The organism is Paenibacillus sp. FSL R10-2796 (assembly GCF_037965315.1).
GTDB classification, from domain to species: Bacteria; Bacillota; Bacilli; order Paenibacillales; family Paenibacillaceae; genus Paenibacillus_AQ; species Paenibacillus_AQ odorifer.
Map to the genome: position 1 here is coordinate 3679250 of NZ_CP150178.1, position 19338 is coordinate 3698587.

Genomic DNA, 19338 nt, shown 5'->3' on the forward strand with positions numbered 1-19338 from the left:
TAGGTGTGGGGTGGAACTGGCGCACAACGCTGCAATGAGGGACAACTAAGTGGATATGCACATTAAGCATCTACGAGGGTCCCTATTTTTTTAATCCAATATTGAATAATGAATTCACTATTGAAAGGTGTAATCATGAAACGGGGGAAGCTACGATGAAGATAGGTTATGCGTTTAAGGACTGCAATGTTATATATGGAGATGCAATAAAAGGAACAGATACCCATATGACTATTTTGATTCAGGAAAACGGGTTGATTCAAGAGATCGGGAAAGCAAGCGCTGTAACTGTTCCGAACCATTACCAAACGATCGATTGTTCGGGGAAATATGTGATGCCCGGTCTCATCAACGCGCATGTTCATCTTTTTGCCGATGGGAAGCCATTTACGCTATCTGCCAGTGAAGGGCTGCTGAATTTTGCGTTTCATCATATTTTGGATACGAGACTGGGCAGAAACGTATTGAAGAAACGGATGAAAAACAATGCCCTAACCGCACTGCATTCCGGAGTAACAACGATGCGTAGCATAGGTGAATTTTTTTATACTGATGTTCTTTTGAGGGATGAGATTAAGGCAAATCAATTTATTGGACCTAATCTTTTGGTATCCGGGTATTTCCTGAGCGTAACGAATGGCCACGGTGCACCTTATTTGGCTTTGGTCGGTGATTCACCATGGGAAGGGAGAAGAAATGTAAGAATCAATGTAAAAAACGGAGTGGACCTAATCAAAATATGTGTAACTGGCGGGGTTACCGATGCCAAAAGGGTCGGAGAAGCAGGCCGCTTGCAAATGACGGAAGAAGAGGTGGCTGCGATTTGCGAGGAAGCTCATAAAATTGGGATGCGTGTGGCGGCACATGCAGAAAGTACCGAAGGTGTAAGAGTTGCGTTAAAGGGTGGGGTGGATACTATTGAACACGGCGCGGAGATGGATGAGGAAATGATCAGGCTGTACAAAAATAATCCCAGAGCCTTAAAGGGCTACACCGCTGTGATCCCTACTTTACAAGCAGCTTATCCCAGTGCGAAATTAGACCCGAGCCTGACAAAGTTGAATACAACCGTTAAGGAAAATGCCCGGCTTGTGTATGGCTCTATGTTAAAAGGGCTACAGCAGGCTATAGAACATGATATCAAAATTGGTGTGGGCACGGATGCCGCTATGTCCTATGTAACCCACTATGATCTTTGGCGTGAGCTTGATCATTTCATGCGACAAACAAAGCTGAACGCAAGTCAGGTTATTGAACTAGTAACCAAATCAAATGCAGAGATTTTGGGAATCGATCACCAGACAGGGACAATAGAAGTTGGCAAATATGCGGATTTAATCATGATGGAGCAAAACCCATTGGAGAACATAAAAGCTTTGTCGAATGTAGCTATGGTTATGGTCAGAGGGAATTTAATACAAACACCCTCTGTGAACAGAATTCAAGCAGTGGACAAGCTGCTGGATACGGTTTGGAGTATTTAGGAGTGAGATGAATGATTGTAGAAGCACGTTTGGGTATCCTAGCTATTCTTAAAAGAACAGCGCCCCGAAAGAGGCTGGAGGCGGCAGCCATGACTACATCCCAGAGTAAAATCCCGAGGACGATCGCTCCACTGTAGATCAATAACTGCTGCATTGGATACTCGCTAACCACCTTAGCTAATATTGAGCCGTATATACCCAGCCAAAAAAGGATGGAGAGGGGATTAAACAAGGACATCAGAAATCCCGAAAGATAAGATTTGGACAGTGAGACATCGTTTCCCCTCATCTCAATCCCTGAAATTTCTCTTGTATTTTTAATGCTGTCTACACCTGAATAGACGAGGACAAAGAATCCGAACAACCATAAAAACACTTTAAAAAACGGAGCATCCAGCAGATGAATGAGGCCAAAATAAACAAGCAGCATATAGATGATATCGGCACTAACCGCCCCTAAACCAACTATCCAGGCAGGCATAAATCCTCCGCGGAGTCCCTTGTCCAGCTGTGCTGCATTAATGAGTCCGAGAGGTGCCGAGAGGGATAATCCTAGAATCATATAACCTATAAATACGTTAATGTTGTCCTCCTCCTTTATATAGATAACATATTCCAATAAAGGTCGTAGTAGGACAAGCAAAAGAAGGCCCGCGAGTGATTGCAGGCCTTCTTTTATAAGAAGCTGAAGAGTGAAGTAGGATTACGCCTTAACGGATTCAGGTCTTTTGACAAGAAGAGGTGGAGGAATCAACCAGCCCTTTTTCTTAGTCAAATGTAGAATTTTAAGGCCGATGGCTGCTTTGGTAAGGTGATATTTAGCAAACAAAGCCCCTATATCTTCTCTGATCGATTGTCCCATTGCCTGACTACATGCCACAAGTCCAACAGCATTATCAGCTGCAAGTTTGGCAGCAATTTCAGGATCTGTGAAACGTGCCCCTACAGGAATATCTTCAAGCTTGGCATCGGGCCGATTTGGCATTACTGGTGCAGATGCAATACCTTGCTCTGAGAGCAGTGTATCACACTCACTGATTTCAAGCTCCGCTTGATCAATTAAAGCTCCTAATATTTTTTTCAGGTCATTGTCACCAGCGTGATACATATAAGCTCTGTAACAAGAGAGTGCTCCCTTTGCTACCATTGAGGCTTGCCAAACCGTAAAAATCTCTCCATAATGCATCGGTTCTTCTTTGGGGTTACCGCTTAGAATCCCTGTCATAAACAGTCTCCTTTATTGTTGAATTTGAACAAACATTAGCATGCCCACAAAAACACGGAAATTGCAGCTTTTCGCATAAAATAGGTATGTAAATTTGAGGCGTCGTCATTCGTGCAAGTTTAAGGATAAATGTGAAAATAAGGAACGATAAAATTGAACACGAGTTGTGGAGGAATCAAATGTTTTTCAACGTGATGATTGGAAGTATAAATGCCTTTTGCATTCAATGAAGTTGCTTATCACTGGAGATGGTGGAGTGTATCTCCAACCGAGGCAGGGATTGATGGGGAGTCATTGAGACTTCCAACACCTTTGGTAAGTACTCAGCTAATCAAACAAAAGATAACCTGTATGCAAGGAATATTAATGCAACGGGTAATCATAATTCAACAGCGGTAGAACCGAGCGCAGGCAGTCGGGGATGAGTATCGAGAATAGGAGGTGGTTGGTCTCTTAGAGTTGCTTGGACTTACAAGCTTGCGGAATAGAAGCCGAGAAAAAAAAGCTAAACTTTTTAGAGCTAAAGGGAACTGTAGGGGGAATGGACACTCTATGGTTCGAGATTCGGCAATTACGATCAGGATATTGTAATCCGCTTGCACTTTAACGATATTTATTAATTCGATAATCCGCTGAATGAAAATAAGGAATAAAAAAGAGATCTGTCTTATTACAACAGACCTCTTTTTATAAGTTGTAATCTTAGAAGAACCAATAAAGGTTTACGCCGTGCGGCGCATATCTAGCACCAGCCACAGGTTCCAGAAGTCGTCCGTAACCTGCACATGTTGGCATACTCAGTGAGGAGTTCCGCGTATTCCATCGGAGCAGGACTTCGTAATGATAATTTTATTCCGAGTTTACGAAAATTGGCGGAACCGGACAAAAGTGGGAGAGTAACTGCAGTACTTCAGAAGACAGAAGCTTCTGGACCATGTTTATGATTGAAGAATAATTTTTTTAAAACTAAGGGATTTGAATTCATAGACCCTGTTTGATTAAACTCCAGATGCGTTCAAACCTGTCTTGGTAGTCAGGTAAATTCCAGGATTCTTTGAAGGATGGGAGGCTAAATACTGCAAACGCAGAGAGAATCGCCTCAGCCCGTTCCAAGTGGGGATCGTGATAGTCCATGAAGCCGTCAATGATTTGGTAGGAATCCCAGAGAACATCGCGTAATACCAGTGGATTGCTATCCACGTATTGAGTATTCAAGGCAAACATCTTGGGATTCTCGTTATAAGCGCGTTTTTTTGCGTTAACAAATGCCCATAGCCAATCGTGAAGCAATTCTTGCGGTTTAGTTAAATTAGTCATATCTAATTTAATTTGTTCTGAAATCATCCGGTTGAACCAGCTCTTAGATACAGCTGCCCAGAGCTCTTGCTTATTTTTAAAGTGCTTATAGAGCGCTGCATGGGTGATACTTAATTCATCCGCAATTTGTGAGAGTGTCACTTCGGATTTTTCCGTGCGTTTAATTAATGCCTCAGCTGTTTCAATAATGAGCTCTTGAGTGATTTTAGCCACCGTACTGCTAACCCTTCTTTCTTCAATAAATTCCCTTTTATCGTTAATACACTTGCGAGTATTCTAACATATAAAATATTCAGTAACAATTGTTGATTTTTGTAACTAATTGTTTTATGCTTGTTGTGTAAGTTACAAAAACAAATAAATGTTACTTTTTTAACGCATAGGAGGTCATTAATTATGAAAGCAGCACAGATCACCAAATATTCAAAAAAGTTCATAGTAAAAGTGAACGATATTCCAATCCCAGAAATAAGTGATAACGAAGTCTTGGTTCAGGTGAAAGCAGCAGCAGTTAATCATTTGGAATTGCTTATTGGTACCGGAAGTGTAAAGCTGATTCAGGATTATGAATTCCCATTAGTACTTGGTAACGAGCTGACGGGTGTTATTGAAAAAGTGGGTAAGAAGGTGCAAGGTTTCAAAGTTGGCGATGCAATTTATTCACGTCTGCCACTACAAAAAATCGGTGCCTTTGCGGAATACGCGGCAATTAATGCAGATGCCATCGGGTACCTACCCACCAATCTGAATTTTGTGACTGGTGCTGCTGCGCCATTAACAGGATTGACAGCCTATCAAGGATTAAATGAAGAATTAAATGCTAAAGCTGGCGAAAGCGTGTTTATCCCTGGAGGGTCTGGTTCGTTTGGCCAAATGGCCATTCCTATCGCCAAAAGCATGGGGCTCAAGGTCATCATCAGTGGAAATCCAGAAGCACGTGAACGGACAATGGCCGCTGGTGCAGACCAATATATTGATTATACGACTACGAACTATTGGGAACAGCTTAGTGATGTTGATTATGTGATGGATACCTTGGGACCCAGCGAATTTGATCATGAACTTTCAATTATTAAAGCAGGAGGCCGCCTTCTTTCTCTGCGGACCGGTCCTAACAAACGTTTTGCAGAAGATTTGGGCTTCTCTGGCTGGAAACAAAAGCTCTTCACCATCGCCGGGGCTAAGTATGATCATAAAGCGAAGAAAAAGAAGATTCAATATCATTTCATTTTTGTTCGCAGTGATGGCGAACAATTAAAGAAAATTACGAAGATTATTGAAGATAATGGGATTGTACCAGCAGTGGACCCTACAGAATTCCACATAGAAGATATTAATGAAGCACTGACTTTTGTTGCTGAAGGTCATCCTAAAGGAAAAGTTATTATCAGATTTTAAGGAGGGTCTCAATTGTTGTCAAAAATTTCTTTACTGATCATTCTAGAATTGATATACTGATGCAAATTAGAGTTAATAGTGTAGTTTTTTTACCTTAACTAGAATGATCGTTCTTGAATATTTTGAAGAAATTTATTAAGGGAGGGGGTGAATGAGATACAAGTTTAATCGTGAATATAAACTCTATTGAAATGTTGTTAATTGATCAAAAAACTTAAAAGGGAGAGAATAATATGAAATATACAGTGATTACAGGAGCAAGCTCAGGAATTGGGTATGAAACAGCATTGGCGTTTGCTGCACGCGGTAAAAATTTAATTTTGGTAGCTAGAAGATTAGATAAATTAGAAGAACTTAAATCAACAATTCAGAATATTGATCCTAATGTAGATGTTATTGTTCGTTCAAATGATCTGTCTATTACAGAGCAGGCTTACACACTGTATAACACTTTGAAGGAATACCAAATAGAAACCTGGATTAATAATGCAGGACTTGGTGAAGCTTCTTTTGTGGTAGAACAGAATTTAGATAAAGTTGAAATTATGTTACGTGTTAACATCGAATCCTTGACGATCCTTTCAACACTATTTGTGCGAGATTATGCTGATGTAGAAGGAACTCAGTTAATTAACGTATCATCCGCACTCGGATATGCCATTGCTGTTGGGAGCGTTGCTTATTCTGCATCTAAATATTATGTTAGTGCCTTCACCGAAGGGCTTGCAAAGGAACTAGAGCTTAAAGGCGCGAAATTAAAAGCAAAGGTTTTAGCACCAGCAATAACTGAAACGGAATTTGTAAAGAAATCTATAGATGCTGAAGAATTTGATTACAAAGCAAACATGCCTAAATACCACACTGCCAAACAAATGGCGAGTTTCATGGTAGAGCTTTATGATAGCAATGATATGATAGGGATTGTTGACCAGAACTATGATTTCAATCTGAGAGATCAAATCTATCCAATTATATCTGAGTTTTAAATCGAATTAGATATTAGTCACTAAAACGATCGTTGAAGAAACTGGAGCAAAAAGAACTGGCTTCCCTATTCTTAAACGTGGGGTACAACTTTTTTGCATACGCTGGAAAAAGATTGGACTCTGGATTGTTTATAAGCAGACAAAGTAAGAATTCTTCGGTAAGCATCAGTTAAGTTATCATGTTATGAATAAAATCAAGCATCTTGCTTGATTTTATTTACGTTTTATATATTAGTTTGCGGATCGTTTACTTAAATGTATAATGATTGCTTGAGGTGATTACAATGGCAAGAAGCAAAGAATTTGAAATTAATGAAGTACTAGATAAAGCGATAAAACTATTTTGGATGCAAGGTTACGAGAAAACTTCAATGCAAGATTTGGTAGACTGTATGGGAATTCACAGAAGAAGTATCTATGATACATTTGGTGATAAGCACGCCTTATATTTGACGGCACTCCAACGGTACGAATCTACTCAAAACAAAAAAATGAGATTCTTGGTTGAGAAACAAGAACCCGTAAAGGAGATCATTCGACAATTTCTAGAATCTTCGATGAGGAGCGAAGGAGAACCTCAAGGATGTTTCATAGTTAATTCGGGTGTGGAGTTGGGAGTACTGGATCCGGAGGTTGCATCCTTTGTTGAGAATAGCTATTCAAAAACGGAGAAGTTGTTATATGACCTCGTTCAGACTGGCCAGCAAAGAGGTGAACTTAGAATTTCACTGGAGCCCGAGGCTATTTCCCATTATTTAATGAATGCCTGGTTAGGACTACGTACAATGGTAAAAACGGCAACGGACCATGGGAAATTAACAAGTATTATTCATACCATACTGATCACTCTAGATTAAAACTCCTTTATCTATCTGCAGTGTAAGAGGACAAGCACTTGTATCGAATGCCGAAAATAGACAATCAACTTACTGCTACCCGAGTACGCGAAGAATAGAACCGACTTAATACGCCCAGCTTAACTATATAAATATCGCGTCCGACACCAGCTGTAAGGAACTAAGAATGCAGACACTAAAAAAACCCATGCTGACGATGGGCTTCTTAGTCAATGTGGATATTAATCTGTCCAAGATTGATAGATACGGCGCACTTCACGGAAGGATTGTTTAGGTTTGCGGTATTCATTAACCAGACCCTTGTTGTTGAAGCCGCGGGCACGGTCGCGAAAGTTCTTGCTGCTGCTCTTCAGATCGCCGCGGATGTCTGCAAACTGCCAGATGTAAGTCCCGCCAATTTTCGAATCATTTTTGAAGATCGCCAGTGCTTCAGTTACAATATCTGCCTGATAATCCTCGCTGAACAATCTCTGCTCCCAGCCCACATCCCCAAATAGTCCAGCACCACCGAATTCGGTCATGAGCACTACCTTGTCACCGGCTCCCATCTGCTCCGCACGCACATGGAACTGTTCCAGCATGTCTTTAAAGCTGGCTGTATCGCCTTCGTACCAACCAAAATATTTATTAATACCGATAACATCGAATAAAGGAAGTAGAATATCTTCGAGTGGATGCATCGTAGCGTAGGTGACAAGCCTAGTACTGTCGAGTTTCTTCACCAATCCGACTAGAGCTTGTGTGAAAGCATATGCTTCTTGCGTCCGGGTATCAATCTCATTATGAACGGACCAAAAGATCACACTTGGGTGATGCATATGCAAGCTGATCATTTCTTCAATCATAGTCAGTGCACGCTCCTGGAAGAGCGGCTCACTTACTGTTTCGTTCGGCAGAAAGGCTCCCCATATCGGAATTTCGCTCCAGTATACAATCCCTTGCTCATCGAGTAGATCAAGCCAATATGGGCTTTGGGGATAATGAGAACCCCGGACGGAATTGCAACCTAACTCCAAAATGATACTGAGCTCCTTGTGCATCAGCTTCGGAGGGAAGGCGAAACCCCACTCAGGATGCTCTTCATGTCTATTCACACCCTTAAGATAAACGGGTGAACCGTTAATTAGAATCCGATGATCCTTTGTTTCGATATAGCGAAAACCGATCCGTTCAATCTTGTCGTCTTCCTCTGTCCGCAGTTGAAAGGTATACAGTTCTGGAAGACCTACGTTCCACAAACGTACTTCAGGCATAAGCAACTTGAACGTATGACTGAGGGTCTGGCCAGTTTCAATCTGTACTTCTTCCGAGTGCAATTCATGTCCGCTTTCGGAGAATGTGATCTTTGTAGTGTGCTGCTCCTTAAAGAAGGAATGGAGCCTCACCTGAACAGTGACATCGGCATCTGGTCCATGCAGTTCATAATCAATCTTCAGTTGTTCGATGTAAAGTTCAGGCAAATATTGCAGCTCCACCGACCGTATGATTCCCCCATAATGAAACCAATCCACCTGCTCCGTAGGAATCGTAAGTCGGTCCAAGGTGCTGTCCGTCCGGACGATAATCTCATGTTCTCCTGCCCCTAAGGAAGGAACAATAAATTCAAAAGGTGTAAATCCTCCATAGTGATACCCAAGGTGCTGCCCGTCCAAATAGACGTCGGCGTGGCCCAGCACGGCATGAAAGATGAGTCTGACATGCTGCGAATTCACAGTCTGTATTTTTTTACGATACCAACCGACACCTTCATAATCGTACATTCCCAGTTCATTATTCCAGCACGAGGGCACATAAAGAGACTGCCAAGAATGTGGAAATCGCTCAAACCATTTTTCTTGAACACCCGTATTTAACGGATCCTTCATGAAATCCCAAGGCCCATCCAACAGCGCAGTTCTCCGAATTTGATACTCGCTAAAAGTCCTTAACAAGTGTGTTCCTCCTTTATTTCCTGTAATGTATTGTGAATTTCAGACATCTTGATAATATGGATAGTAACATTTGGAGTTTAAGCATTAAATAGAAAAAAACGTTACCGTCTTGTTTAAATCGCTCTTTTAGCAGCAGGAGGGGATTATTAATTGGAAGAAAATGATTACAAGCTGAATGACCTCACAGTGCATATCCATTTTGTACTCGACAAAGCTACTTATCCCGGCTGGGAGGACATCCGTAACATGGTAAATGTGCACAGCTTGTACTGGATTCATGAAGGTAAAGGGGTTTTCCTGACCAATGTTGAGCACAAAGTAGAGGCTGGAATGCTAATCTATTTAAAACCAGGCCTTAAACTGTCCATGCGCTCGCAGATGGATGCTCCACTTCGCATAACGATGCTGCTCTTCGATTGTGCAGAGCTTGGTTATGATGCGGTATGGAAGGAAGTCAAGCCAATCGTAAAACTGAGACTTCCCTTCTTAAGCCAATATAACCAACAGCAAGCTGAGGAAATTAGCCAGCTGGTCTGGGGGATTCACCAGGACTGGCTGCCCGGACTAACCGATGGCATAGCTGTATCCCGGGCTAAAATGCAGATCCTACTGCATATGCTGCACCAGACCGTACAACCGGACTGGAATCTGATGGAGTCTGGAGCTTTCGCCGCCTTCGAACAGATCAAGAAAACTCTCGAGAACGACTATAAGGATCATCACCGGATTGAGAAATTGGCGGAGAAATACGGCATTTCGCCATCTTACTTGCGGAAGATGTTCCTGAAATTTACGGGGATGGGGCCAAAGGAATACCATATGCACTTACAGAACCAGCAAGCTTGTCGTTATCTGGTTTTTACCGATTATCCAGTTAAGGAAATCGCCAAATTATGCGGGTACTACGAAGAATATCATTTCAGTAAGATTTTTAAACAGCTTAACGGGATCCCTCCGACAGTATACCGAAACAAACAGAGAATCAAAGATTAATTGTCCTTAGAACCGCTGGCGAGAAAATCTTGCGTTTATGTTTTTTTACGGGAAGGACTTTACCATGATAATATTGAACTCATTGAAGCATGTTTAAGGAGGGAAAATTGGGCATGATTATATCACTCAAAAATGTATCATGGCAACGTGATACGACAATGATCTTACGCGATATGAATTGGGAAGTGAAGCAGGGACAACACTGGTGTATCGTCGGTCTGAATGGATCAGGAAAAACGACGATGCTAAACGTCGTGAACGGCTATATCTGGCCGACAACAGGACAAGTCGAAGTGCTGGACCATCGCTTTGGCGATGTGGATTTGAGAGAGCTACGCAAACGAATCGGTTGGGTAAGCACCTCCTTGCAGCAGAAGCTGTACGGCCATCAGACTGCCCTGAACATCGTCCTAAGCGGAAAATTCGCGACGATTGGTCTGTATGATAAGACGAATGAAGAGGATCAAAAGCAAGCCGAGGAGTTAATGGAGTTTCTAGACTGCTCTTCTTTGGCTGGTCGTACATATGATACCTTGTCGCAAGGACAGCGTCAGAAAGTCCTCATTGCACGCGCACTAATGGCCAATCCAGATCTACTAATCCTTGATGAGCCGTGCACGGGACTAGATATTTTTGCACGTGAACAGCTGCTGCAGATGATCGAGAAGATAACAAAGCAACCTGGTGGACCAACCTTGCTGTATGTAACCCATCATATCGAGGAGATAACACCATGCTTCACGCACACGCTGCTGGTAAAGAACGGTGAAATCTACAAAGGTGACGAGACAGTAAACTGCTTGCAGTCAGATGTTTTGAGTGATTTCTTCGATACCCCCGTTGAAGTACAGGAACATCATAACCGCAAGTGGCTTACACTTGCCGGTGATAAGTAGAATATCAAGGCACATCGAATAGGCGAGCAAACCGCTCTGAAGTGGTTTGAAGGATTGCTTGCAGATATAAAAAATGAAAACTGATCACAATATAATTTTAAAATAACCCGCGCAATGCGCGGGTTTTGTATTTGTTTGCAAGCTTATAAGCCACGTCCATAAACAGTCAAACAACATATTAACGGTACCTGTAAAAAAACATTTTGACATATCTAACAGGTACCGTTATAATACAAATCAACAGGTACCGTTATAAAGTTAAACAGGTACCGTAAAAACTTAATGGAGGATTCATTATGGACATGAATACTGAATTGTACGAAAAACTCGCGAAACTGCAATGGCTGTTGCAAAGGCAACACTTGAAGTCTCATGCCGCGGTTGGTCCTATGGCCGACGCATCACGTGGGCAAGGGAGGATATTAGCGTTCCTTCGGATGAAAGACGGTATCAGCACCAAAGACTTATCCTATATGTTGGACATCCGTGTATCATCCCTCAATGAATTGCTTGGTAAACTGGAGAAAGCAGAATACATCACCCGTAAACCCTCAGAAACAGACAAACGTATCATGTTGATTTACCTAACGCAAAAAGGACAAGAGGAAGAGAAACAAGAGATAGACAGCGGCAACATATTTTCTCGCTTATCGCCAGAAGAGCAGATAGCTTTCGGGGATTACCTAACTCGCGTCATTACAGCTTTGGAGGAAGAACTTGGATCGGGCGAAGAACGTGATGTGATGGCTATGTGGATGGAAGCTGCCAAGGCGCGCATGGGAACAGAGGAATTTGAAAAAATGATGGCTATGCGCGGACAAATGCACAGAATGTGGGGAAATTCTAGGGACGAACGCTTTAGCGGAAGGTTCCCTGGATTTGGCGGAGAAGGGCGTGGTGACATGCGCGGATTCGGCTGGCCTTCCAGCGATGACAGTAATTCGTCACCTGACAAGTCACATGGCCCAGACGATAAGTAATTAAAGTCTTTTAGCAAACAGTAGCTGAGGCGCTGCCTTTCCACCAGAGAAAGATGAACGGCAAAGGCAGCGTAATGTGAAACTGAAGAATAGTCAAATTTCGTACGCCAAATCTGAAAACTCGTCGTTAGGGTACAGGTTTGCTTGTTGCTGCGTCACGGATCATATTGGACCGATAGTTAGAATTCTAAGTAATTTCAAAAAACAAAATAAAGAAAGATAGTGGTGAACCTTATGGATGCAGAAAACCTCCATTACTTTGAAAAAGCACCTGTCGCAAAAGCCGTAGCTCACTTCGCAGTACCGATGATGCTAGGCATGTCGATGAGTGTCATATATTCCATTTTGAATGCCTATTTCCTTGGTACACTGGGCAATACTGCGATGTTAACCGCACTCGCACTAACTTTACCCTTATTCGCCGCCATTATGGCGCTAGGTAACTTGATTGGTATCGGTAGCAGTGCATTCATCTCCCGTTTGCTGGGAGAGAAAAAATATGATGATGTAAAGCATGTGTCTTCATTCGCTTTTTACAGCAGTTTAGCTCTCGGTCTTATTTTGATGGCTGCCGGCATCCCGTTGATCGATTCAATCGTCCATGGCTTGGGAGCGACGCCTGACTCCTTCGGATTCACGAAGGACTATGTCACGATTATGCTTATTGGTTCACCTTTCGTCGTTTTATTCTTCACGCTGGAGAATATCGTGCGCTCGGAGGGGGCAGCAATCACTTCGATGATTGGTATGCTTCTCAGTGTTGTTGTGAATATTATTCTCGATGCGCTAGTCATTTTCGTCTTCCATTGGGATGTGATCGGGGTTGCATCTGCTACAGTCATTTCTAACTTGGTTGCAAGTGCATTCTACGCCTTCCACATGGGATATAAGAGCCAATTCTTAACCCTCTCTGTTAAATGGTTCAAAGCTTCCAAAGACATTCTCAGCAATGTATTTAAAATTGGAGTACCCGTTTTTGTTATGAGTCTCTTCATGGGTGCAATGTCACTTATCTTTAACCGTTTTCTGGTCGAATACGGGGAGCAGGCTATTGCGGCCTTCGGAATTTCATCACGATTATTACAATTTCCAGAGGTTATTCTGATGGGCTTATGTGAGGGAGTCGTGCCGCTGATTGCCTTCTCTTTTACAGCCAATAAATTACGCATGAAGCATACCATTACATTCACAATCAAAGTGACTGTGGCATTAGCAGCCGTGTTCGGCATTATTGTATATCTGATTTCCGACCACTTAATCGGTTTATTTACGAATGACCCGCAATTAATTGAACTGGGCAGCTATATTCTTCATGTAACGTTCTTATCCCTGTTCATTTCAGGAACGACCGCGTTGTTTACGGGGATCTTCCAAGCGACAGCACAAGGAACCGCCGCCTTTATTATGTCAATTATTCAAGGTGTTACTCTGATTCCAGTATTGTATATCGCTAATCGAATGAACGGTTTCCACGGAGTAGTCTGGTCGCTCGTCATTTCAGATGCTGTTGCGTTCCTTGTGGGTGCCATCATGCTGTATGTTCTGCGGAACAAATTGCAGCCTGATTTAGATACTTTAGTACAGTAGAATCCTAAGCTTTAAGTTGATATTTTAAGTTCATCTAAAAAAACCTTGGATCAGCAAGGTTTTTTTGGCTCGTATGATGAAGCAGCCTGCCATGAGGCAGCACTAGCTGCTTTGGAGGCGAAGCTCCAATTAAATTTTAATGCTGACTTCTCCACTTGAAAGATATTCCTCGTCACCATTCTCATATCTGACTTTCAGATGGCAATCGTCATCGATATCAATAGCTGTTGCTTTACGTTGTTCATTATCCTTTATCACGGTCACAGGTTCGCCAAGTGAAATTAACCTTTTTTTGTATTCGGAAAGAAACAATCTGTCCGTTAAATGTTCATAATATCTCATGAAATGGTTTAGTACTTCTGCAACGAGACGGTTGCGCAGATCACCATAAGGATTGTTTTCTGAAATTACAGTTGTTGCAATCTCGGTAAGATCATTGGGAAAGCCTTCGGAAGGGAGGACTACATTGATACCGATGCCGAGGACAGCATAATCAAGCCAGCCGTTTTCCAATGACACGGATGCTTCGGTAAGGATCCCGCATACTTTTTTACCTTCCATAAAAACGTCATTTACCCATTTAATCTGCGTTTCTTTACCGGATACGCTCTCGATAGAAAGGGCTACAGCTACTGCGGCGCAAGTGGTCAATAAAGCTGAGTCTGTTGCGGACAGCTTGGGACGTAGCAGGATGCTCATATAGATACCCGTTCCAGGTGGAGAAAAAAATTTCCGGCCCATTCGCCCGCGACCAGCTGTTTGTTCTTCCGAAAGAATCACTTTACCTTCAGCTTCTCCATTTGAGGCAAGGTTTTTTACGGCTTCATTCGTGGAAGATATGGTCTTAAAGACTTCAACACGTAACTTTTGCCCCTGAGTATCCAGGTACTTTGAAATTGCACTGGCTGATAAGATATCCGTTTGTGGTGACATGGAATATCCTTTATTGGTTACAGCTTGTATGGAATAACCGTCTGTCTGTAAAGATTTTATGGCTTTCCAGACCGCGCTGCGCGTCACGGATAACTGAACGGCTATTTCCTCGCCGGAAAAATATTCACCCTTATTACTGTCGAGCAAGGCAAGAATATGTTCTTTTACTGTCATGAACTTAAACCTCCAAAAGTATAACTCTCCGACCAAAACCCATTGAATAGATTAACATCCAACGATTGCGACTGAATACTCTAATTCTATATAACAATAGGAAAAACTCAAGCATGGTATTTTATTCTATTGTAAACCATATATTAATTTATGGTTTACAATAAAGAATAACTCCATTATAATTCAGCTTACTGGACGTATTTACTAACCAGAATACAATCATTGATATCCAATGGAGGTCATTTTTTTGAAGACAAAAGAACTAATTTATGCTGCATTATTCGCAGCACTTATCGCGGTGTTGGGGATGATACCGCCCATCCCCCTCGGCTTCATCCCCGTTCCGATCACTGCCCAGACGCTTGGCGTCATGTTGGCTGGATGTTTTCTGGGGAAACGGATGGGCGCCCTCAGTCTCATTATTTTCATCATACTAGTAGCCATTGGGCTGCCTGTACTGACTGGCGGTCGCGGCGGAATCGCGGTGTTAGTTGGACCTTCTGCAGGATACATATTTAGTTTTCCAATCGCGGCCGGCCTTATTGGCTGGTATTCCGAAAAAATCTGGCCGAAGGTTCGAACTTGGAAGCTGGTAGCTATCAACATAATCTTCGGTGTATTACTAGTGAGTCTGATTGGTGCCCCTGTCATGGCATTGATAACCAATACTTCGATCTGGGCTGGTCTTGTCGGAGCGTTGGCCTTTCTTCCGGGAGACATCATCAAAGCCGTTATTGCAGCCATCATAACGATGCAGTTGAAAGCAATTAGCCCTATTGAAGAAAAAACACAAATATAATGTGATTTGAAACTCGGGTAAATAAAACCCGGGTTTTTTTATTGAAAAATAATAGGGTTATGGTTGCGAATTTGTTTATACTATAAAAATTAAAACGAAATTGAAGTGGGTGGAGAAAAATGGATAAGGGATTTAATTTAGCTAGTCAACTATTAACGCTGCTTGATACAGAACATAGATGGTTTACCTTAGCGGAAATAGAAAAAAGTTTAGGGATCTCTGATAAGACCATCCGGAAGATGGTGGAGGAAATCAGCAAGCAATTACCATCTACTGTAACCATTGAGGTTTCTAGAGGAAAGGGAATAGTTCTTCAACGTGATGGGCGAAGTACGATTAGTGAAGTGATTTCTTCTATGTTCAGACAAACCATCTTTTATCGGCTGATGGATTTTTTGTTTACGAATGTGGGTCGACTGTCAGTGGAAGAGCTCTCCGAAGCCATGTTTATGAGTACCTCGTCTTTGAAGAAATTGATTGTGCAATTAAATAATGATGATCTAAAAGCTTATAAGCTACGCATTAGTTTTTCTACCCCCATGATCAAAGGGAATGAAATGAATATTCGATATTTTTATTGGAAGTTATATTGTGATGCGTATGAGTTTACAGGCTGGCCCTTTGCGAATGTTGATTTTGCTTATATTAATCAGTTAATCACAAATATAGAAAATGAGAATAACATTGTATATTTTATCAATTCCAAAAGGAGATTATCGTTTTTGTTGGCCATTGTTATAGAAAGAGTGGCTAAAGGAAAATGTGTGAAAATCGACGAAAATGCTTACCCTTGGGAAAAGGGGATGTTTTATTTTCCAGTGAAAACTATTGCAAAACGTCTTGAGGATATGCTGTCCGTTGAATTTCCAAACAGTGAAATATTCTTTATGCAATCCATGGTTAGTCTCAGCCAATATCATTATTATGAAGGGTCAGAGATCACTCCGATGAAAGAAGTCGAATTACACAAGGATAAAGAAGAATATCAAATGGGGAATCTGCTTCTAATGTTATTAGCAAAGGTATACCCGAACTTAGATATGCAAGAACGGTTTATTTTGGAGATTTACGGGTTCTTTGACAAGCTATTAATCGAAAATGCCATTCCGGAATGGATGATGATTTCAACAAGTCATTTAACAACATATGTTCAAAAGGAATGCCAGCAGATTTATCAAGAATTGCAAACCTGTATGCAAACGTGGAATAAAACTTACCCTTCCGTTTTGTTTAATCATTTTCATTTAACAAAGCTAACCTTAATTGTCCGCTCGAGTTTACGTTATAAAAGTAAGAGGGCCTTTTTAGTGATCGGGGAAGAATTTTCAATTCGTCATTACATAGCAGATTTGATAAAGAAGGAGATTGGGGATCAGTTGATCCTTAATACTTCCATAATGAAAGGTCTGACCGACGAGATCATGCAGCAAAATAATATCGATCTTGTCATTAGTAATATCCCGGTTGCATTAACGACAGTGCCTGTTGTTATTATTTCCACGATCCCCTCTAAAAGAGATTTAGACAACATTCGTAAAGAACTGCTTTTATAATTTGACCAATTATTTTCCGTAAGCTCCGTAAGTTTTTGGTCTAGTTTGTAATGTTAAAAAACCTTATGCTCAATCTAGTTTCGAAACTGATTTTACTTGAAGGCAAGTGGAAAGCGATTTCGGTAAACCTCAGTTTACTATTAAAAGTTGGAGGAAGAACTATGAGTAGGCATTTAGGTGCAAATAAGGGAGAAATAGCAGAACTCGTTTTGCTCCCAGGAGATCCTTTACGTGCAAAGTTTGTGGCAGAACACTTTTTAGAGGAGGCTTATTGTTATAACGAAGTAAGAGGGATGTATGGATACACTGGATTATACAAGGGTGTGCCTGTGTCGGTTCAGGGGACAGGGATGGGAAATCCATCGATGAGTATCTATGCAACAGAATTGATCGTCGATTATGAAGTTAAGAAATTGATTCGCATTGGTACATGTGGCGCGATGCAGGAAGATATCAATATCCGCGATATTATATTAGCCCAAGCAGTATCTTCAGACAGTAATATGACGGAAAAGATCTTTCATGGCTGTAATTTTGCACCAACGGCAGATTTCTCATTGCTAATGAAAGCATATCAACAAGCACAAGCTAAAAATGCAAAGGTGTTTGTTGGTAACATCTATAATTCTGATGAATTCTATCGTGAAAATTTAGATCGGCTTCATAAGTTCTTGGATTTCGGTGTATTAGCTGTAGAAATGGAAAGTACCGCCCTATACACTTTAGCCGCTAAATATGGTGTAAAAGCGTTATCGATTTTGACCGTCGGCAGTCAATTGTTAAGACAGGAGCACCTAACTCATAAAGAAAGTGAACAATCCTTTTATGAAATGGTCGAAGTAGCTCTTAACACAGTCGTTGAAGGCTGATTTATTGATAAGAGTGCAGTGTTGTTAGAAAAGAGAGTGAGAAAGAAATGAAGGTAATACTGTCAGGATTGCAGTGGATGATTTTTATGATCGCTGGTGCAATTGCTGCACCCATTGCTATCGCAGATTTATATAACTTAACACCCATAGAGACTTCTGGACTCATTCAGAGCACCATGATTACTTTAGCAATAGCTGGATTTTTACAAGGCCTGATGGGTCATAAATTCCCTATTCATGAAGGTCCGGCAGGGTTATGGTGGAGCATTTTTACCATTTACGCGAGTTTAGTGGGGGGACTCTATTCCTCTAACAACGGCGCTTTACAGGCTTTAAGTGGAGCGATGATCATTAGCGGAGTGTTGTTTATCCTAATTTCAGCATTTAAGCTAATGGATAAAATCGCTCGTCTTTTTACTCCAACCATCACCTTTATTTATTTACTTTTATTGATCTTTCAATTAAGCGGATCTTTTATGAAAGGGATGATGGGGATTACCATCGCCCACACCATGTTAGATGTTAAAGTATTCATCCTTAGTGTGATCGTGGTCTGCATTACCTTTTGGTTAGGCAACAGCCGCTTTGTATTACTAAGCCAGTTTTCAATAATTCTCAGTATAGTGATAGGCTGCCTATTATTTATAATCTGCGGTAGTATGCCGGCGGTTTCTCGTGCGGATACTCTATTTAAGCTGCCGGAAATATTCCCATTTGGAACACCCCGATTCGATGCCGGGACAATTACTACTGCATTTTTACTAACCCTATTATTAATAACCAATGCAGTGGCATCCATCCGTTTGATGGAGACCGTTATGAAACCAAAGCAAGGGGATCATCGTCGTTATTTGCGCGCCGGGTTTACTTCTGGAATTACGCATCTTATAAGTGGTGGTTTAGGAGCGGTCGGCTCAGTCCCTATTTCGGGAGCGGCGGGATATGTTGAGCAAACAGGGATGAGGGAGCGCAAATCATTTTTAATAGGCTGCAGCTTAGTGATCTCAATATCCTTGTTTCCGCCTATGATGAATTTCATATCTGCGATTCCAGCTCCCATAGGCTATTCTGTTACCTTCGTCATTTTTGTGAAGATGGTCGGACTAGCGCTAAAGGAATTGAAAAAGGTTATTCATGAAGAGAGAACATTTATTGTCAGTGGGCTTTCCCTTTTAGTGGGTGTAGGTTTAATGTTTATTCCTGCATCAGCTACGGCCCATTTATCTCCGATCGTGATTGCCATTTTAAATAATGGATTAATATGCGGGAGCCTGTTAGCGATTATTTTGGAACAAGGGTTAATGTGGAAAGATGCATTTCGATATGAGGATTCCAAGAATATTAACCGATAATTTG

General features: G+C 41.5%; 17 protein-coding genes. 12 read left to right on the forward strand and 5 right to left on the reverse strand.

Features of this window, described 5'->3' with window-relative positions; genetic code table 11:
* The first annotated feature begins 155 nt into the window (after positions 1-155).
* Positions 156-1484: an amidohydrolase family protein gene (locus tag NST58_RS16670; RefSeq protein WP_339243548.1), complete on the forward strand. Its 1329-nt coding sequence runs from the start codon at positions 156-158 to the stop codon at positions 1482-1484.
* On the opposite strand, the gene NST58_RS16675 is transcribed toward NST58_RS16670, so the two are convergent.
* The 3 genes from NST58_RS16675 to NST58_RS16685 form a co-directional block, all read right to left on the reverse strand.
* Complete coding sequence (locus NST58_RS16675; protein ID WP_339248779.1) at positions 1402-2067, reverse strand: LysE family transporter; 666 nt, start codon at positions 2065-2067, stop codon at positions 1402-1404. The two genes, NST58_RS16670 and NST58_RS16675, sit on opposite strands and share 83 nt — an antisense overlap.
* A 120-nt stretch (positions 2068-2187) precedes the next feature.
* Positions 2188-2709 (reverse strand): DUF3231 family protein, encoded by a 522-nt coding sequence (locus tag NST58_RS16680; protein ID WP_339243550.1) that lies wholly within the window; start codon positions 2707-2709, stop codon positions 2188-2190.
* Between the two features lie 981 nt (positions 2710-3690).
* Positions 3691-4239, reverse strand: coding sequence for a TetR/AcrR family transcriptional regulator (locus NST58_RS16685; protein ID WP_076303704.1), 549 nt, complete (start codon positions 4237-4239; stop codon positions 3691-3693).
* Positions 4240-4422: 183 nt separating this feature from the next.
* Here NST58_RS16685 and NST58_RS16690 point away from each other — a divergent pair, with 183 nt between their 5' ends.
* The 3 genes from NST58_RS16690 (at position 4423) to NST58_RS16700 (ending at position 7267) form a co-directional block, all read left to right on the forward strand.
* Positions 4423-5424, forward strand: coding sequence for an NADP-dependent oxidoreductase (locus tag NST58_RS16690; RefSeq protein ID WP_339243553.1), 1002 nt, complete (start codon positions 4423-4425; stop codon positions 5422-5424).
* Positions 5425-5657: 233 nt separating this feature from the next.
* Positions 5658-6410 (forward strand): SDR family NAD(P)-dependent oxidoreductase, encoded by a 753-nt coding sequence (locus tag NST58_RS16695; protein WP_339243555.1) that lies wholly within the window; start codon positions 5658-5660, stop codon positions 6408-6410.
* A 284-nt stretch (positions 6411-6694) separates the two neighbouring features.
* Positions 6695-7267 (forward strand): TetR/AcrR family transcriptional regulator, encoded by a 573-nt coding sequence (locus tag NST58_RS16700; RefSeq protein ID WP_076130488.1) that lies wholly within the window; start codon positions 6695-6697, stop codon positions 7265-7267.
* Positions 7268-7488: 221 nt separating this feature from the next.
* Here the strand turns inward: NST58_RS16700 and NST58_RS16705 are convergent, their stop codons facing one another.
* A complete protein-coding gene (locus NST58_RS16705) occupies positions 7489-9198 on the reverse strand; it encodes a glycoside hydrolase family 2 TIM barrel-domain containing protein (RefSeq protein ID WP_076130489.1) in 1710 nt (569 codons plus the stop codon).
* Between the two features lie 150 nt (positions 9199-9348).
* Between NST58_RS16705 and NST58_RS16710 the strand changes: the two genes are divergently transcribed.
* The 4 genes from NST58_RS16710 (at position 9349) to NST58_RS16725 (ending at position 13654) form a co-directional block, all read left to right on the forward strand.
* Complete coding sequence (locus NST58_RS16710; RefSeq protein ID WP_076184951.1) at positions 9349-10191, forward strand: AraC family transcriptional regulator; 843 nt, start codon at positions 9349-9351, stop codon at positions 10189-10191.
* Between the two features lie 113 nt (positions 10192-10304).
* Positions 10305-11087 (forward strand): ABC transporter ATP-binding protein, encoded by a 783-nt coding sequence (locus tag NST58_RS16715; protein WP_076130491.1) that lies wholly within the window; start codon positions 10305-10307, stop codon positions 11085-11087.
* A 296-nt stretch (positions 11088-11383) separates the two neighbouring features.
* The gene (locus NST58_RS16720; RefSeq protein WP_076281823.1) at positions 11384-12067 is read left to right on the forward strand and encodes a MarR family transcriptional regulator; all 684 of its coding nucleotides are present in this window, start codon (positions 11384-11386) and stop codon (positions 12065-12067) included.
* 234 nt (positions 12068-12301) lie between these two features.
* Positions 12302-13654, forward strand: a complete 1353-nt coding sequence (locus NST58_RS16725) for an MATE family efflux transporter (RefSeq protein ID WP_076184945.1) — start codon at positions 12302-12304, stop codon at positions 13652-13654.
* Between the two features lie 129 nt (positions 13655-13783).
* Here NST58_RS16725 and NST58_RS16730 read toward each other — a convergent pair whose 3' ends face one another.
* Entirely contained in the window at positions 13784-14761 is a 978-nt protein-coding gene (locus NST58_RS16730; protein ID WP_076190305.1) for a biotin--[acetyl-CoA-carboxylase] ligase, read from the reverse strand.
* Positions 14762-15008: 247 nt separating this feature from the next.
* Here NST58_RS16730 and NST58_RS16735 point away from each other — a divergent pair, with 247 nt between their 5' ends.
* The 4 genes from NST58_RS16735 to NST58_RS16750 all read left to right on the forward strand — a co-directional run bounded on the left by NST58_RS16735 (position 15009) and on the right by NST58_RS16750 (position 19334).
* Positions 15009-15560, forward strand: a complete 552-nt coding sequence (locus tag NST58_RS16735; RefSeq protein ID WP_076307849.1) for a biotin transporter BioY — start codon at positions 15009-15011, stop codon at positions 15558-15560.
* A 119-nt stretch (positions 15561-15679) separates the two neighbouring features.
* On the forward strand, positions 15680-17113 hold the full coding sequence (locus NST58_RS16740; RefSeq protein WP_339243558.1) for a helix-turn-helix domain-containing protein: 1434 nt from the start codon (positions 15680-15682) through the stop codon (positions 17111-17113).
* Between the two features lie 161 nt (positions 17114-17274).
* Positions 17275-17982, forward strand: a complete 708-nt coding sequence (gene deoD, locus NST58_RS16745; protein WP_339243560.1) for a purine-nucleoside phosphorylase — start codon at positions 17275-17277, stop codon at positions 17980-17982.
* Positions 17983-18029: 47 nt separating this feature from the next.
* Positions 18030-19334: a purine/pyrimidine permease gene (locus NST58_RS16750; RefSeq protein WP_339243562.1), complete on the forward strand. Its 1305-nt coding sequence runs from the start codon at positions 18030-18032 to the stop codon at positions 19332-19334.
* Positions 19335-19338 lie beyond the last annotated feature (4 nt).